18 protein-coding genes are annotated in these 13,399 nt (G+C 58.5%); 2 read left to right on the top strand and 16 right to left on the bottom strand.

All coding sequences use genetic code 11. The features are described from left to right. The first annotated feature begins 160 nt into the window (after positions 1–160). Positions 161–586 carry a PA3611 family quorum-sensing-regulated virulence factor gene (locus tag ACYZT2_RS07040; protein WP_253552435.1) on the top strand — a complete coding sequence of 142 codons (426 nt, stop codon included), beginning with the start codon at positions 161–163 and terminating at the stop codon, positions 584–586. Here ACYZT2_RS07040 and ACYZT2_RS07035 read toward each other — a convergent pair whose 3' ends face one another. Next, positions 587–781 (bottom strand): hypothetical protein, encoded by a 195-nt coding sequence (locus ACYZT2_RS07035; RefSeq protein ID WP_007907277.1) that lies wholly within the window; start codon positions 779–781, stop codon positions 587–589. Between the two features lie 489 nt (positions 782–1,270). On the opposite strand from ACYZT2_RS07035, the gene ACYZT2_RS07030 reads away from it, so the two are divergent. Further along, the gene (locus ACYZT2_RS07030; RefSeq protein WP_461971237.1) at positions 1,271–2,389 is read left to right on the top strand and encodes an LOG family protein; all 1,119 of its coding nucleotides are present in this window, start codon (positions 1,271–1,273) and stop codon (positions 2,387–2,389) included. Positions 2,390–2,432: 43 nt separating this feature from the next. Here ACYZT2_RS07030 and recX read toward each other — a convergent pair whose 3' ends face one another. The 15 genes from recX to ACYZT2_RS06955 form a co-directional block, all read right to left on the bottom strand. Then, entirely contained in the window at positions 2,433–2,900 is a 468-nt protein-coding gene (gene recX, locus ACYZT2_RS07025; RefSeq protein WP_461971236.1) for a recombination regulator RecX, read from the bottom strand. 8 nt (positions 2,901–2,908) lie between these two features. After that, positions 2,909–3,961, bottom strand: coding sequence for a recombinase RecA (gene recA, locus ACYZT2_RS07020; RefSeq protein WP_007907270.1), 1,053 nt, complete (start codon positions 3,959–3,961; stop codon positions 2,909–2,911). An 83-nt stretch (positions 3,962–4,044) separates the two neighbouring features. After that, entirely contained in the window at positions 4,045–4,545 is a 501-nt protein-coding gene (locus tag ACYZT2_RS07015; protein ID WP_461971235.1) for a CinA family protein, read from the bottom strand. 80 nt (positions 4,546–4,625) lie between these two features. Continuing rightward, positions 4,626–5,162, bottom strand: coding sequence for a lysis system i-spanin subunit Rz (locus ACYZT2_RS07010; protein WP_461971234.1), 537 nt, complete (start codon positions 5,160–5,162; stop codon positions 4,626–4,628). After that, positions 5,144–5,707 (bottom strand): glycoside hydrolase family 19 protein, encoded by a 564-nt coding sequence (locus ACYZT2_RS07005; protein WP_461971233.1) that lies wholly within the window; start codon positions 5,705–5,707, stop codon positions 5,144–5,146. The genes ACYZT2_RS07010 and ACYZT2_RS07005 overlap by 19 nt, the downstream gene beginning before the upstream one ends. A 46-nt stretch (positions 5,708–5,753) precedes the next feature. After that, positions 5,754–6,770, bottom strand: coding sequence for a phage late control D family protein (locus ACYZT2_RS07000; protein ID WP_461971232.1), 1,017 nt, complete (start codon positions 6,768–6,770; stop codon positions 5,754–5,756). Between the two features lie 9 nt (positions 6,771–6,779). Then, positions 6,780–6,992 carry a tail protein X gene (locus ACYZT2_RS06995; RefSeq protein ID WP_461971231.1) on the bottom strand — a complete coding sequence of 71 codons (213 nt, stop codon included), beginning with the start codon at positions 6,990–6,992 and terminating at the stop codon, positions 6,780–6,782. Next, on the bottom strand, positions 6,985–7,368 hold the full coding sequence (locus ACYZT2_RS06990; protein WP_461971230.1) for a phage tail protein: 384 nt from the start codon (positions 7,366–7,368) through the stop codon (positions 6,985–6,987). The genes ACYZT2_RS06995 and ACYZT2_RS06990 overlap by 8 nt, the downstream gene beginning before the upstream one ends. After that, on the bottom strand, positions 7,368–9,527 hold the full coding sequence (locus ACYZT2_RS06985; protein WP_461971229.1) for a phage tail tape measure protein: 2,160 nt from the start codon (positions 9,525–9,527) through the stop codon (positions 7,368–7,370). Before ACYZT2_RS06985 ends, ACYZT2_RS06990 begins: the two co-directional genes overlap by 1 nt. A gap of 128 nt (positions 9,528–9,655) precedes the next feature. Continuing rightward, the gene (locus ACYZT2_RS06980; RefSeq protein ID WP_461971228.1) at positions 9,656–10,237 is read right to left on the bottom strand and encodes a phage tail assembly protein; all 582 of its coding nucleotides are present in this window, start codon (positions 10,235–10,237) and stop codon (positions 9,656–9,658) included. A 178-nt stretch (positions 10,238–10,415) separates the two neighbouring features. Beyond that, positions 10,416–10,922 (bottom strand): phage major tail tube protein, encoded by a 507-nt coding sequence (locus ACYZT2_RS06975; protein ID WP_461971227.1) that lies wholly within the window; start codon positions 10,920–10,922, stop codon positions 10,416–10,418. Beyond that, complete coding sequence (locus ACYZT2_RS06970; RefSeq protein ID WP_461971226.1) at positions 10,922–12,088, bottom strand: phage tail sheath protein; 1,167 nt, start codon at positions 12,086–12,088, stop codon at positions 10,922–10,924. The genes ACYZT2_RS06975 and ACYZT2_RS06970 overlap by 1 nt, the downstream gene beginning before the upstream one ends. Before the next feature lie 2 nt (positions 12,089–12,090). Continuing rightward, on the bottom strand, positions 12,091–12,303 hold the full coding sequence (locus ACYZT2_RS06965; protein WP_461971225.1) for a hypothetical protein: 213 nt from the start codon (positions 12,301–12,303) through the stop codon (positions 12,091–12,093). Positions 12,304–12,402: 99 nt separating this feature from the next. After that, entirely contained in the window at positions 12,403–12,828 is a 426-nt protein-coding gene (locus ACYZT2_RS06960; RefSeq protein WP_461971224.1) for a phage tail protein, read from the bottom strand. 12 nt (positions 12,829–12,840) lie between these two features. Beyond that, positions 12,841–13,077, bottom strand: a complete 237-nt coding sequence (locus tag ACYZT2_RS06955; protein WP_461973013.1) for a gp53-like domain-containing protein — start codon at positions 13,075–13,077, stop codon at positions 12,841–12,843. Between the last annotated feature and the right edge of the window lie 322 nt (positions 13,078–13,399).

Here is a 13,399-nt window from a genome sequence, read left to right as displayed (position 1 = left end):
CGACACAAACGGCACTCGGCAAGGCAATAAAGGCCAGCAGTTTACCAGAGCGGCCGGCGCAAGCCTGTACCGTCCAGGCGCGCTCCCCTATAATTCGCCGCCACTGAACGCACAGTCACGTGACGGGTCGAACCACCAGTCACTGAACCAGGAGAGTTTCATGCTGCGCCTTATCGTTCCCACCGCTGCCATTCTGCTGGCGTCGTCCTTCAACGCTCAGGCTGCGTCCTTGAGTGAGCAGAATCTGAACAGAGAGCTGCGAAACGTCGCCGTACAAAGCAGTGTCGGCACTCCACGGGCGATCAACGAAGACATTCAGGATCAGGGTTACACCGTCGAAGGCAATCAGCTGATCAATCATTTGAGCGTTCAGAGCAGCCACGCCGACAAGATGCGCGCCGATCCGAAAGCCGTGTACTTCCAGCTTGGCGCCTCCGTCTGCAGAAACGAGGGGTTCCGCAAGCTGATGGCGAAGGGCGCGATCATGCGTTACGACTTTACCGAAGTGAAAACCAACCGCCCGGTCGGCTCCGCAAGCTTCCAGGAATCGGATTGCCCGAAAGCCACACCTGCCAAGAAAAAGTAATCAACGGGAATTGGCGCGCCGCTGTTCATCTTCGGCGCGCAGTTCTGCCAACAGCGCCTGCAAGTAGCGCGAACGTCGCTCCCCGCCCTCCAGACGCCGGCAGCACTCCTCTTCGAGACTCAAATGATTGGTCTCGGCTGATAATTTCAGCAATCGATACAGTTGTGCATCGATCTCCAGAGTGACTCTGGGCATGGTTTACCGCCTCCCTGCACGCATTGATCGTCGTTGATCACGCGATAAATCCCTGAATTGCTTGAACGTTGCGTCCTGCCATTGACGCAATGGTTGTCGTGTTACACCTGTACTTAGTAAATCAGAGCGCAGGACAGATGGCTTGCGTTCAGACGAGCGGTGAAAGCACCTTGAAAATGGTCAACAAGCGATTGCCAGGAAAGACTTTGCGGCGCAATGATCAGGCAGCGCAAATCGTTGCGAGGGTCTAAATTCATAGTGTTCACGTTGTTTTTTTAAAGGGCAGAAAAGGGGCTGCCCATTGCGTGTCTTATTGTGCGAACGTTTCTTTCATTCAAGGGATAAGCAGAGCCCGTATGGATGGCTCGATTGCAATTGAGTCAGGTGGAGCGCCCAGGCAAGGGCTTGGGCAGACAGCGACACAAGGGGTGTCGCGGCGCCGACGACTGTTTTGTCGGGCCAAGGGTTCTGTGCAGAAGGAGAAGTTGAATGCCTTACCAACCGAATGACCTCCTGAGCCGTCATTTTCAAGAAAGCGGCCACGACCTCGCCAGCAAGGTCGAAGAACAACTCAACCTGGTTTCACCCAACAGCCCCAACATCCCGATTTACCGCGACATGATCCTGACTGTGCTGCGCATGGCCCAGGAAGATCACAACCGCTGGAATGCCAAGATCACCCTGCAAGCCCTGCGCGAACTCGAGCATGCCTTCCGTGTGCTGGAGCAGTTCAAGGGGCGACGCAAAGTCACCGTTTTCGGCTCGGCTCGCACGCCGATAGAACACCCATTGTATGGTTTGGCCCGAGAGCTTGGCGCCGCCCTGGCTCGCTCGGACATGATGGTCATCACCGGTGCCGGCGGCGGCATCATGGCGGCGGCCCATGAAGGTGCCGGCCTGGAACACAGCCTGGGATTCAATATCACCTTGCCCTTCGAGCAACATGCCAATCCCACGGTCAATGGCACCGGAAACCTGCTGCCCTTCCACTTTTTCTTTACCCGCAAGCTGTTCTTCGTCAAGGAAGCCGATGCGCTGGTGCTGTGCCCAGGCGGTTTCGGTACCCTGGATGAAGCGCTGGAAGTGCTGACACTGATCCAGACCGGCAAAAGCCCGCTGGTGCCCGTAGTGCTGCTGGATGCGCCGGGCGGCAAGTTCTGGCAAGGCGCGCTGGACTTCATTCACCATCAACTGGAGGAAAATCGCTACATTCTGCCGACCGACATGAAGCTGTTGAGCCTGGTCTACAGTGCCGAAGAGGCAGTGGAGCAGATCAATCAGTTCTACAGCAACTTCCACTCCAGCCGCTGGCTCAAGCATCAGTTCGTGATTCGCATGAACCACAAACTCAGCGACGGGGCACTCGAACACATGCAAGAGGCATTCGCCGACCTGTGCCTGAGCGATCATTTCCATCAGCACGCCTATAGCGGTGAGGAGCATGACGAACCGCAGTTCAGCCATCTGGCGCGACTGGCCTTCACCTTCAACGCCCGTGATCATGGTCGTCTGCGGGAGTTGGTGGATTACATCAACCTGCCGGAAAACTGGGCCCAGTCCAAACCCCAGACGCAACAACGCACGCGTGAGCCGTTCAAGGTGACGTGAAACAAAAAAAACGGCCCGCTATCGAAATAGCGGACCGTTTTATTTAATCGTCCATCCCTCGGCCGCTGAACAAGCGGCTGATCATTTCCATGGAATACCCCCGATAACTCAGGAACCTGCCCTGTTTGGCACGTTCCCGGGCGTCTATCGGTAGGTGCCCAGCAAATTTGCGCCGCCAGGTGTCTTCCAGTTGTTCCTGCCAGTTGATACCGCTCTCGCGCAAAGCGAGTTCGATGTCGGTACGTTGCAGGCCGCGCTGGCCCAACTCTTCACGAATTCGCAAAGGGCCATAACCGGAACGGGCACGGTAAGAAACAAAGCTCTCGAGATAACGGGACTCGGACAACAGGCCCTCTTCCGTCAAGCGGTCGAGTGCTGTGTCGATCATTTCAGGGAGGGCGCCGCGCTGACGCAGTTTACGCGTCAGCTCGACTCGACCGTGCTCGCGTCGCGCGAGCAGGTCCATTGCGGTTCGCCGCACCGCGACGAGTGTATCGAGTACGGCGGTCATCGGATCAATCAGATATCAGCGTCAGCCAGGTCATCAGCCGTCTCTTTGACTGGCGATGCTTTGACGTCCGGCGCTGGAGTCAACAGCTTGTCGCGCAGTTGCTTCTCAAGTTTCGCGGCGATCTCTGGGTTGTCCGCCAGGAACTTGGCCGAGTTGGCCTTGCCCTGACCGATCTTGGTGCCTTCGTAGGCATACCATGCACCGGATTTCTCGACGAAACCGTGCAGAACACCCAGGTCGATCATCTCACCGTTGAGGTAGATGCCCTTGCCGTAAAGAATCTGGAACTCGGCCTGACGGAACGGCGAAGCCACCTTGTTTTTCACGACTTTTACGCGGGTTTCGCTGCCGACGACTTCATCACCTTCTTTCACCGCGCCAGTACGGCGGATGTCCAGACGAACCGATGCGTAGAACTTCAGCGCGTTACCACCGGTGGTGGTTTCCGGGCTGCCGAACATCACGCCGATTTTCATACGGATTTGGTTGATGAAGATCACCAGGCAGTTGGCGTTCTTGATGTTACCGGTGATTTTACGTAGCGCCTGGGACATCAGACGGGCTTGCAGGCCCACGTGCATGTCACCCATTTCGCCTTCGATTTCAGCCTTCGGCACCAGAGCAGCCACGGAGTCGACGATGATCACGTCTACCGCGTTGGAACGCACCAGCATGTCGGTGATTTCCAGGGCTTGCTCGCCGGTGTCCGGCTGAGAAACCAGCAGGTCGTCGACGTTGACGCCCAGTTTGCCGGCGTACTCAGGGTCGAGGGCGTGTTCGGCGTCGACGAATGCGCAGGTCGCGCCGGCTTTTTGAGCCTGGGCGATCACCGACAGTGTCAGGGTGGTTTTACCGGAGGATTCAGGACCGTAGATCTCAACGATACGGCCTTTTGGCAGACCGCCAATGCCGAGCGCGATGTCCAGACCCAGAGAGCCAGTGGAAATAGCCGGGATCGCCTGACGGTCCTGATCGCCCATACGCATTACGGCACCCTTGCCGAATTGACGTTCGATCTGACCCAGGGCCGCAGCCAAGGCTTTCTTCTTGTTGTCGTCCATTAAAGTCCTCACGTAATCAATAAGGCCTGACGGCCAACACCTGTATAAGTAGCCAGTATTATTCCACAGCGTTTCAGGATCGCCTACCCCTGATTTGAGATTTCTCCAGCGGCATGCCGCAGCAGCCCCTCTAGCGCGGCCTTCACCGTTTGTCGGCGGACCTCGTCACGGTTACCGGCAAAGTACTGTACCTCGCTGAACACCTGCTCACCGACGCCCCAGGCCAGCCACACCGTGCCCACGGGCTTGCTCGGTGAACCGCCATCCGGCCCGGCTACACCGCTAACGGCCACGGCAAAACGCGCCCGGCTTTTTTCCTGCGCGCCGCGGACCATGGCCTCGACCACCTCGCGACTGACCGCCCCGACGGTTGGAAACAATTCGGGCGGGACATCCAGTTGCTGGGTTTTCTGGCGGTTGGAGTACGTGACATAACCGGCCTCGAACCACACCGAACTCCCCGGAATGCGGGTGATCGCCTCGGCAATCCCACCACCGGTACAGGATTCGGCGGTGGTGACGTGGGCATTGAGAACCTGCAAGCGTCTGCCAAGTTCAGCGGCCAGCTGAGTGATGTCTTTCACGGCTCTCTCCTGATGGAGCGGAATGAGGCCTACCGTACACGAGCCGATCACGCTTGCAAGGTTCAGGATCGATCAAAATGTTAGCGAACGAGGGCTCTGACATAAGCCTGACACGCCTGCAGGGCAATCAGTCCGCTATCGCCTGCGTCGGTGATGGCGATAATTCGTTGAGCATGCGCCGGGTCAAGTCGGGCTCGCGAGGCGCCATGATCCACCCCGCCGGTGCCGGAGGCGGCTGGCACTGCACAGGTTGAGGCAGCGTCATTGGCATCGAGGAGGACTGACAAGCGCACATCAGCAGTGGCAAGACGATCGCGCAGGCGATCTTGATCACGTTCGGCATCGCTAAGCGCTCGATAATGGGTTTGTTCACTGGTCGAAAGACGCTGCTCCAGCGCCAGGCGCTCGTGATGCTCGGCCTGATGCTGCGTCGCGGTTGCCAGGATCAGCTGATTCAGTGCCTCGGCGTGCAGCTTGGCCTGTTCCGCCAGTTGCCCGCCATAACGCCAATCCTGAAAGCGCCAGGCCAGCGCCGCCGAGCCACCGGCCAACACAGCCAGAAACACAACAACGCCAATGGCGCGGTAAGACATCGGCATCAAACCGAAGGCTGGCATAACACCGCCCTCGCCCGCGCCCAGAGTTGCAAGCGATCCTGCAAACCGTTCAGGCCGCCGTTGATGCGGCGAGTGATGCTGTTGAACTGGCCGCGGTCGGCCAGTTCATTGAAGCCATTTTGCTCCCAGAACCACGCGGCCGATTCGGCGGCCCATTGCGGTTGTTCCAGTAGTTCTGGCAGCGCCAACAGACGTTCATCACCGAAGAGTCCGAGACTGCACTGACGGTAATTGTCGCGACCGGTGATCTGAATCAGGCCTCGGCCACGGTACTTCTGACCGTCGCCGTCAGGCTCCGGTGTATTTCCCAAGCGCGCAGCCAGTGCGCCAGTGTCGTACTTGCTCAAGTACTGAGCGCTCCCCAACTCACGCACGTACTGCAACTGCCCCGATTCATGGCCGACTTGCGCAAGGAAAGCGGCGATGCGTTTGGGGGTGTTGATGTTGCGGTGAGCCATTGCGGTGTTAAGGACGGAAATGAAAACGCCCGCTTGGGAGCGGGCGTTGGGGAAAATGTTGAGCAACTGTTGATCGGTGACGCGCATCACTCACTCCTGTGGTTAATGGATGACCTCCCAAAAATCAGTGGTGTCAGGCCTTCGCGTCCAGGCAGGTCGCGTCAATTGTGCAGCGGTAGCTTTTTTCTCGGTCGCCGGTGGCGGTGACCTTGTCGATCGACCAACGACCGCGCATGAAATCCGGCCAGGAGGGGTCCAGCAGCACGATCCCTTCAGCGGACAATCCCGGATTGCCAGGGCATGCGATCGTCACCTTGAGTGCTTCACGCATCATCCGGCGTACCTCTCCTTCACCGGCGGCCCGGGCATCGTCTGCGCTCTGAAAACGCTGGCGAAGAGTCTTGAACGGCGCGATGCCGCTCTCCTCCACGCGCACTTTGCCCGCCGCCGCGTCCCACCAACTGGTCTTGCAGCCCTGGTATTTCGCCCGGGCGGTTTCATCCAGGATGGCGGAGATAAAGGCGTGATCGCCTGGGCGATTGTTCGTCGTCACCGACAGCTTTATGGTCGGCAGGACTTTGCCCGATAACGATTTCGCCTGACCGCGCCGTGCCAGCACGTACAGCTCGTTGATCGGCTTGGCGACGGCGTCATGAAGGTAGGCCAGTCGCGTCAGAAAACCCATGTCGGTTTCGTTGGACTGGTCGATGTGCTCGATTTTTATCAGCGACAGGTCCGGGGCCACACGAGGGGAAAATCCGTGCCTGGACGTCAACTGGCGAAACAGCGCACCCAAGGTCGTCGGGCCATGGCTGACCGATCGGCGCTGCTTGAAGCCGGTCTGATCCGCCGCACTGAACGGTGCTGCCGTGGCCACCAGCGTCAGACGCAGGGGGAACAGGGTCGGTGTGCGCCGGGTAATGACGAACTCGCCTTTATCCACCAGCCCCGTCTCCAGATAACCGACTCGCAGACCGATTTTTCCGCCCAGGCTGGGCAACCCTTCAAGCCCTTCCAGACTGATCATGAGCGTCAGTTGATCGGACTCGATCCCCGCCGCATCGATGTGCGTCCAACTGAGCAATCGTTCGTTGAGCAGCGCAGCGTTCGCGCCGTAAATTTCCACCGCAGGCGTGAAACCCAGTGACATGCTGCCTCCTTAATCCCAGGCCGAAACCGGTGTGGGTGCAACGGGTTTTGAATCCAGTTCCGGCAGGACAACCCACACCCCCGCTGGCAATACCGAACCCCGTTCGGCCAGCCCTGGATTAAGACGCCAAAGCGCTTCCTCGACGACATCGTCACAACGCTCAAGCTCGCGGTACAGCAACAGATTCACCGAATCACCGGCAATACTTCGAACCCTACGCATTAGCGAACTCCGTCAATTCAATTACCCAGCCGACTACCATCGCGGTACCGTCATCGATGACCTTACTCTGGGTTTCCGACACCTTGTTGATCTGCCACAGACCCCAGTTGCGGCCGATGCCGTCAACCAACGGCACAGGGATGCGCAGCGCCTGCAATGCACGCAACTCATCGAGCCGATCCATGGCGGTCGCGTACATCGACTTGCCTGTTATCGTCAGCCCTTGCAGGCCTTGGCCGACCTGACTGGACTTGGGTTTACTGGTGAGGATGTCGATGCTCTTCCAGCCGCCGTCCGACGTGCGCACCAAACTGTGGTAAGCGAAGTTTCTGGACAGGCCGAAAATGAAACTGCCGAGTGCCATTTGCTGACGCATCAGGTACCTCCGTCGGTCAGGGCCGCGTCACTTCGCATGGCGAGTGAGTTGGGCATAGTCATTAGCCCGAATTGGCCAGTAATCTGTTGCACCACCAGGTTCGCCAACTGACTGGCGCTGGCCTGATCCTGGCCGTTGATGTAGATGTTCGCGGTCATCGCGTTCTGCTGACTGGCCGTTTGGGTGTTGGTCAGGTCTTTGCTGACCTGCTCTGGAGCAGCGAGCTTGTCAGCGGGTTTGGCGAGTTTTTCACCCAGCCATTCCCCTCCCCAACTGCCCGCCATACCCCCCAACAAGCCACCGATCACGCCACCGACTGCGGTGCCCAGAATGGGCACCACGCTGCCGATCATGGCGCCGGCAGCAGCGCCCGCATAAGTGCCGGCGAGCCCACCACCGGCGGAGCCCAGCGCCCCGCCGACCGCTGTGGTATCTCCCGCCTGCAGACCTTTGACGGCATCGTAACCAGCGCTGAGCAGCATCAGCGGCGCGACCCGTTTGGTGACTGCCGAGCCCATGCTGGCAGCACCCAGCAAGCGACTCCCGGTCGACATACGTGGCAGCTTGGGAGCGCTTTTGGGGAGGGGCTTGATCGCAGCTTTTCCAGGAGCAGTGCCTTTTTTGGCCCTGGCGCCTCGGGATTGTTTTTTGCCCTTACGGCCGAGTTCCTCGGCATCGACTGTCAGATCCCCCGCTTCGGGAATCGGTCGCGCACCTGCCAGAGCCAGAAGTTTTGTCGCGGCAGCGGTGATGGCCGAGGCCATCGCGACCTTGATTTCAGCACCACGCGCCAACGCAATGGCCCCTGCGAGTACGAGCAATCCTGCGGTAGCTTTCGGTTGTGCTTCAGCAACCCCGCTCAAGCCATCGGCCAATGCGCCGAGGGACACCATCAAGCCGTCGGTCAACGGTGCCAAAGCATTGCCGCCCGCAGCAAACATCCGGTTCTTACTGGCATCCAGCGCATTCCAGCGCCCTTGCGAGGTTTCCCCCAGCGCTTCGGCGGATTGCGCTACAGAGCCTGTGAACTTCGGCAACGCGCCATCTTTGGTTCTTTCGGATACCAACAAAAGAGCCTTCTGGGCATCTTCCGGCTTTTTCAGCAGTTCAAGAATCCCCGCGTTGTCGCCAAACAGCGTCTTGGCCAGCGACTGCTGTTCTTGCGCAGGTTTGTTCTTCAGTGCTTCAAGCACCTGACTAATCGTTCCGAGTGGGTCCGTGCGCAGGCCATCGGCGACCATCGTGGGATTGAATTTGGCGTCCAGCTCTGTCCAGGCCCTGCGGTGCTCCGGTGAAGCCGCGTCTCCCTTGGCCAACCCCGTGGTGAAACTTTTCAAAGCCACGCCGGCACCGGCCTTGTCCACTCCACTGTTCAAAAACGCCGCCGCGAGAGCCGCCACCTGTTCAGGCGTCAAGCCTGAAGCAATGCCAGCTTCGCCACTCTGCTGCACTACAGAGCCGATATCCGCCGCTTTGACATTCAGGCCGCTGTTGCCGAGATGGTTGGTCGCATCCGCCAGGCTCAGGCTTTGTCCCCGATCCAGCTTCATCGAGGTGCGCCAGCCCATCAGCATCTCACTGGCGGCCTTGACGTCGAGATTGAATGCCGACGCCGTCACCGCACTATCGCGGGTGAAGTTCAGCAGTTCGTCCTGTTTTTTAGCCGGGTCGAGCCCATCCCCGATACCCGCCTTCGCCGCCGCCAACTCGACCTGGGTCAGTTGAACCGCGGTTGCGCCGCTCGGAGCAACCTGCTTGTCCGTGGCCATTTTCTGGTTGGCCTCCGACAGTTTCTGCAACTGAACATTGTCCAGTTTCAGCACCTGGTTGAGCTCAACCATTGCCAGCTCAGTCGCCATCGCAGACTTGAGCAAATCCGGTGGTGCACGCTGGTCAATCTCTGCCTTGAGCTTTGACTTTGGCTCACCGCTTGCCGCCGGCACCGAAGCATTCGCCTTGAGCAGCGATTGCTGCGACGACAGGGCAATGTTCAGCAACGCCAAGGTTTCACGGAGCTTTACCTGCTCCGACACCAGCAGACGAATGTCGAGGCTGGCCGTGGTCAGTGCCAGGTTCAGCCCCGACGTTTCAGACGCGCTGCCCAGTTGCGGCAATTCGATGCTCGCCGCACCGGACAGCGAATACTTACTGTCTGCCATCCCGTTCTACTCCTGTTTCATGCCAAGGCGAGTGATCGCGATGTCGTAACGGCGCAATGCCTTGCCGGCGTCCCACTCCAGAATTTCCGCTTCACTTACCGAGTAAATGAGCGGTACCACATCGAGGATTACTTCGATGTCGCGCTCCGAAAGAAGTCCGCCGGTTTGTTTAAAAAATCGTCGATGCGTACCTGAAGCTGTGTCCAGTCGGGCACGGTCAGCAGGTCCAGATCGGGAAGCATCAGCCCGGTGCAATGGGCGGTGATGAACTCGGCTCGTTCCTTGGCGGTTTTCAGTTTCTTCATCGCTTTGGTGGCGCGCAGCACCGGCATTTCCAGGGTCAGCGAAGTCATGCTGCGGCCCGCTGCGTTGAGCGGTTGCAGTAGGTGCACCTGATCGGGGTCTACCGATTGTTCGCCCTGCGCTTGCTGTTCCAGAAAGTACGATGCAGGGCGAGTCGACATCTCATGCACGTACTGCGCGATGCTCACGTAGTCCGGGCGTTTGAGCTGGTCGAGCTCCTTGACCGACAACCCGGTGGCCAGCCTGGCCAGTTCGAAAAACTGATCGTCCTCATCATCGCCGGCGCGGGTCAGGGCTTCTTTCTGCGCGGCGTAGTACAGCGGTTTGAGTTGGATCTGCTCGATCTCGGATCCGTCATCACCGGTAATCGGCGTTAACAGTTCATGTTTGGGTGGCATCCAGGACATGTAAGAAATTCCTTGGTGATTCATGAAAGGGGGCTGTGCAGGGAACTGTTCGCCACAATCCCTGTGGGAGCGAGCCTGCTCGCGATAGCGTCGGGGCAGTCAAGAATGATTTTGAATGTGATTCCCTCATCGCGAGCAGGCTCGCTCCCACAGGTTGTGCGCCTGGCTGGCCTTTGTGTTAAGGCAGCAACACGGCGCGGCGGGCGTCGCCGAGAATGTCGACGCCGTTGAGCACGAACTTCTGGGTGCGCACGTCGATGTCGATCACCGGGATGCCGTTTTCGAGGCGGTTGTAGGTGCGGCAGGACAACTCAAGGGTGGTCTTGGGTTTGTCGTTCATTTTGAGAACGGCCTCCTCAAGGGATTTCAACTTGCCGCCCACCGTGTGGTAAGTGAACCAAGTGTTGCCGTCTTGATCCTGGCCGGCTTCTCGCACATTCAGCAAAATGTCGTCACCCACACTGACGCCCAGCGCCAGCATGATTTCCGGGCCGACACCTTGCAGGGTCAACTTGGCGGTGAGGACTTTGCCGCCCTTGGCCATTTCCTCGCCAATGAAACGGCCGCCACGCATCTCTTCCATTTCGAATTCGATCTTCGGCGGCGTGAATTCTTCCACCGTCGCCGACAACGGCAGGCCTTGCAGGGTGGCCGCGATGGCCTGTCTTACGCGGTTGGTAAACATTAGAGAACGTCCTCCAGGAACTGCTCGATGATTTCATCGCGGGCGTTGAGTTGATAAATCATGTGTTCGTTCGGCGCGTAGCGGCCGTAGTCGATGACCACGTACCAGGTGCCGTTTTTGTACTTCTCGACGCTGTTCAATTCCGGGTGCAGGTACACGCTGCCGCCCGGGATGGTTTCGTCGGCGACCAGGGTTTGCAGCCAGTCGTTGATGCGCTTGACCTCCTGATCCATGAACGACTTGGTCAGGTTCTTGGCCATGGCTTTCTGACCGGCCTTCACCAGCTTGCGGCTGATCGCATCTTCGAGGCCGACGTAGCTGATGAACTTGCCGGTGATGGAGCGGTTACCCAGCAGCGAGAAGCCGCCAAGGATGGTCCGGGCGTAGTAGCTGATGCCGTAGCGGTTGAGCAGATCGCCTTCGGTGGAGGTGTCGAGAATGTTGTACTCAACGGTCCGCGATACATCCTCGGCATAGGTGACCTGGTTGCCCGGGCTCTCCCATTGCTTGACCTTGGCGAGCGCCGCGATGGCTAGGCTCGAAGGCGCCAGGAAGACATTTTTCTTCGCCGCTTTGGAGTAAAACGCCGGCATGTTATGCACGACCAGGCAGCGGTCGAAACCGAGGTCCGCGCCGCCCAGTTCCTGGCTATAAGTCACTTGATCGGCGACCGCGGCATCCTTGCCGTCGAGTACCACGCGAGCCTTGATGCGTTTGCCGAACGAGGCGAACTCACTGGCCACAGCCTTGGTGCCGGTGAAGCCCGGAGCACCGATGATAGTCAGGTCTTCCGCGACACCGCTCAACGCGGCCAGACCCAGTTTTCGACCGGTCAACGGCTCGATACCGCCGATCACGTTGTTCACGGTGTCGGCCGGGGTTGCCCCCTCTTCGACGATAACCACGTAGACCGGAACCTTGACCACTTTGAGGATCTGGTAAACCGCTTGAAACAGCGTACCTGCCTCGGCACCGGTCGGGTCCAGTTGGGCCTGAGTGGTGAAACTGTTGATGCGGAACGGGGTGTTTTTCGGAATCAACAGGTTGGCATTCGGCGCGGTGCCGACCAGACCGATGACGTTGTCACCCAGGCCACCCATGGCCTCGGGAGATTCAGTGGCATTGACGGTAATGCCGTTGTGCTCGAAGTTCAAAACCTCAGCCATGGTTATTCAGCCTTCTTGGCAGCGGCCTTCAAGGCCTTGGTGGATGTAGAGGCTGATTCGGCAGCCTCGGTTTTAGCGGTCAGCTCCAGGCGGCCGGCGGTGCGCAATGCGTTGGCCTCCACATCAAGCAGGTCGAGTTCTTGGCCGACGCTCGACCAATGGCCACCCCCCGTGGGGAATGGGAGGAGCACGGTGTAGGTTTGGCGTTGTGCCATTTGGGTTTCTCCAGATACGAAAAAGCCCCTTGCATGAGGGGCTGTTGGGTGTTGTTGCGAATTTGACGGTCAAGAAAACGCCCCGTCAGTGCGGGGCGCTTATTGAGACAGGCTTGAGAGCCATTCCGGCGCGGTTGGGCGGTGCTCAACCAGCGGAAACTCTCTTGCTTCCGGCCAGTTGCGAAGGGACCGGCGGTACCCCTGTACCTCGGTGTACCGCGTTGCAGTCAATGTAGGCTCAATACCTTCCTCAAGCTCATCGCGATGACGCGTCACTACACCATCCGTTTCAGATAGGCACTGATCCCGCCAAACCCGCTCGACAGCAGCCAACTCTTCATCACTTAGCGGTGGCGGATCAACAAGCACTGGAAAACCATCATCGCCCCAGGTAATGACCTTGCCTTCCGCCTGCCCCCCCATTAGCCCAGCGTGAGCAGCAGCAGAGATTCCAACCACGTCATCCGGCATCGAAGCATGAATAGACGCATCGTAAAAACTGCGAGTGGATTTTGAAGTGAACATAAGCGCCCCTAATTAATACCCAATAATAATTGCTTGCACGTATGCAGTCGTAACAGCCCCGGATAAAGTTGCTCTAACTCTGGTAGCTGTAAGCTGATTGCCAGCAACATCAGAGACGTCATCCCACGTAGCGGCATAAGCGCCCCCGCTGCCGGCCACCGAGACTAGGACTTTCAATTTTGCAGTAGGGAATGCAATAGGGTGGGTTATTGTTCCAAGTCCATTAGCCCCTGTAGAGATTGATGCCATCTGAATAATCAGCCCGCTCGGCAATTTCTGATAGCCATTGGACGCCAGTGAGGCCGTAAACAACGCCGAGTACTTCAGCGAAGCGTCCCCTCCCTCAAAGCTCCAGCCGCCTCCCAGCAACAATCGGCGAAAAACTGCGTTAGATCCTGCCGGCAATACAAATGGCCCCGCAGCCCCGAGTTGCGCATTTAACGTTTCCCCGCTCTTAGCCTTAACCGTCAAGCCCGCAGTATTGGATATAGTGACTAGCCCACCTGGGGGGACGCTTTCCCAAGCCGGAAGCGTCGCAGTTAAGGATGCTGCGGTAAAAATAGAAAGCTTG

Source organism: Pseudomonas sp. MDT1-85 (genome assembly GCF_054898065.1).
Note: the sequence above shows the minus strand (reverse complement) of the source record. Positions and strands in the feature narration are given on the sequence as shown.

Excerpts from the sequence above, each read along its gene's own strand:
- recX (WP_461971236.1), bottom strand. The coding sequence starts at position 2,900 with ATGACCGCCGTACTCGATACACTCGTCGCGGTGCGGCGAACCGCAATG.
- ACYZT2_RS07005 (WP_461971233.1), bottom strand. The coding sequence starts at position 5,707 with ATGCGCGTCACCGATCAACAGTTGCTCAACATTTTCCCCAACGCCCGC.
- ACYZT2_RS06980 (WP_461971228.1), bottom strand. The coding sequence starts at position 10,237 with ATGTCCTGGATGCCACCCAAACATGAACTGTTAACGCCGATTACCGGT.
- ACYZT2_RS06990 (WP_461971230.1), bottom strand. The coding sequence starts at position 7,368 with ATGCGTCAGCAAATGGCACTCGGCAGTTTCATTTTCGGCCTGTCCAGA.
- ACYZT2_RS07000 (WP_461971232.1), bottom strand. The coding sequence starts at position 6,770 with ATGTCACTGGGTTTCACGCCTGCGGTGGAAATTTACGGCGCGAACGCT.
- ACYZT2_RS07030 (WP_461971237.1), top strand. The coding sequence starts at position 1,271 with ATGCCTTACCAACCGAATGACCTCCTGAGCCGTCATTTTCAAGAAAGC.
- ACYZT2_RS07035 (WP_007907277.1), bottom strand. The coding sequence starts at position 781 with ATGCCCAGAGTCACTCTGGAGATCGATGCACAACTGTATCGATTGCTG.
- ACYZT2_RS06995 (WP_461971231.1), bottom strand. The coding sequence starts at position 6,992 with ATGCGTAGGGTTCGAAGTATTGCCGGTGATTCGGTGAATCTGTTGCTG.
- ACYZT2_RS07010 (WP_461971234.1), bottom strand. The coding sequence starts at position 5,162 with ATGCCAGCCTTCGGTTTGATGCCGATGTCTTACCGCGCCATTGGCGTT.
- ACYZT2_RS06965 (WP_461971225.1), bottom strand. The coding sequence starts at position 12,303 with ATGGCACAACGCCAAACCTACACCGTGCTCCTCCCATTCCCCACGGGG.
- recA (WP_007907270.1), bottom strand. The coding sequence starts at position 3,961 with ATGGACGACAACAAGAAGAAAGCCTTGGCTGCGGCCCTGGGTCAGATC.
- ACYZT2_RS06985 (WP_461971229.1), bottom strand. The coding sequence starts at position 9,527 with ATGGCAGACAGTAAGTATTCGCTGTCCGGTGCGGCGAGCATCGAATTG.
- ACYZT2_RS06955 (WP_461973013.1), bottom strand. The coding sequence starts at position 13,077 with ATGGCATCAATCTCTACAGGGGCTAATGGACTTGGAACAATAACCCAC.
- ACYZT2_RS06975 (WP_461971227.1), bottom strand. The coding sequence starts at position 10,922 with ATGTTTACCAACCGCGTAAGACAGGCCATCGCGGCCACCCTGCAAGGC.
- ACYZT2_RS06970 (WP_461971226.1), bottom strand. The coding sequence starts at position 12,088 with ATGGCTGAGGTTTTGAACTTCGAGCACAACGGCATTACCGTCAATGCC.
- ACYZT2_RS06960 (WP_461971224.1), bottom strand. The coding sequence starts at position 12,828 with ATGTTCACTTCAAAATCCACTCGCAGTTTTTACGATGCGTCTATTCAT.
- ACYZT2_RS07040 (WP_253552435.1), top strand. The coding sequence starts at position 161 with ATGCTGCGCCTTATCGTTCCCACCGCTGCCATTCTGCTGGCGTCGTCC.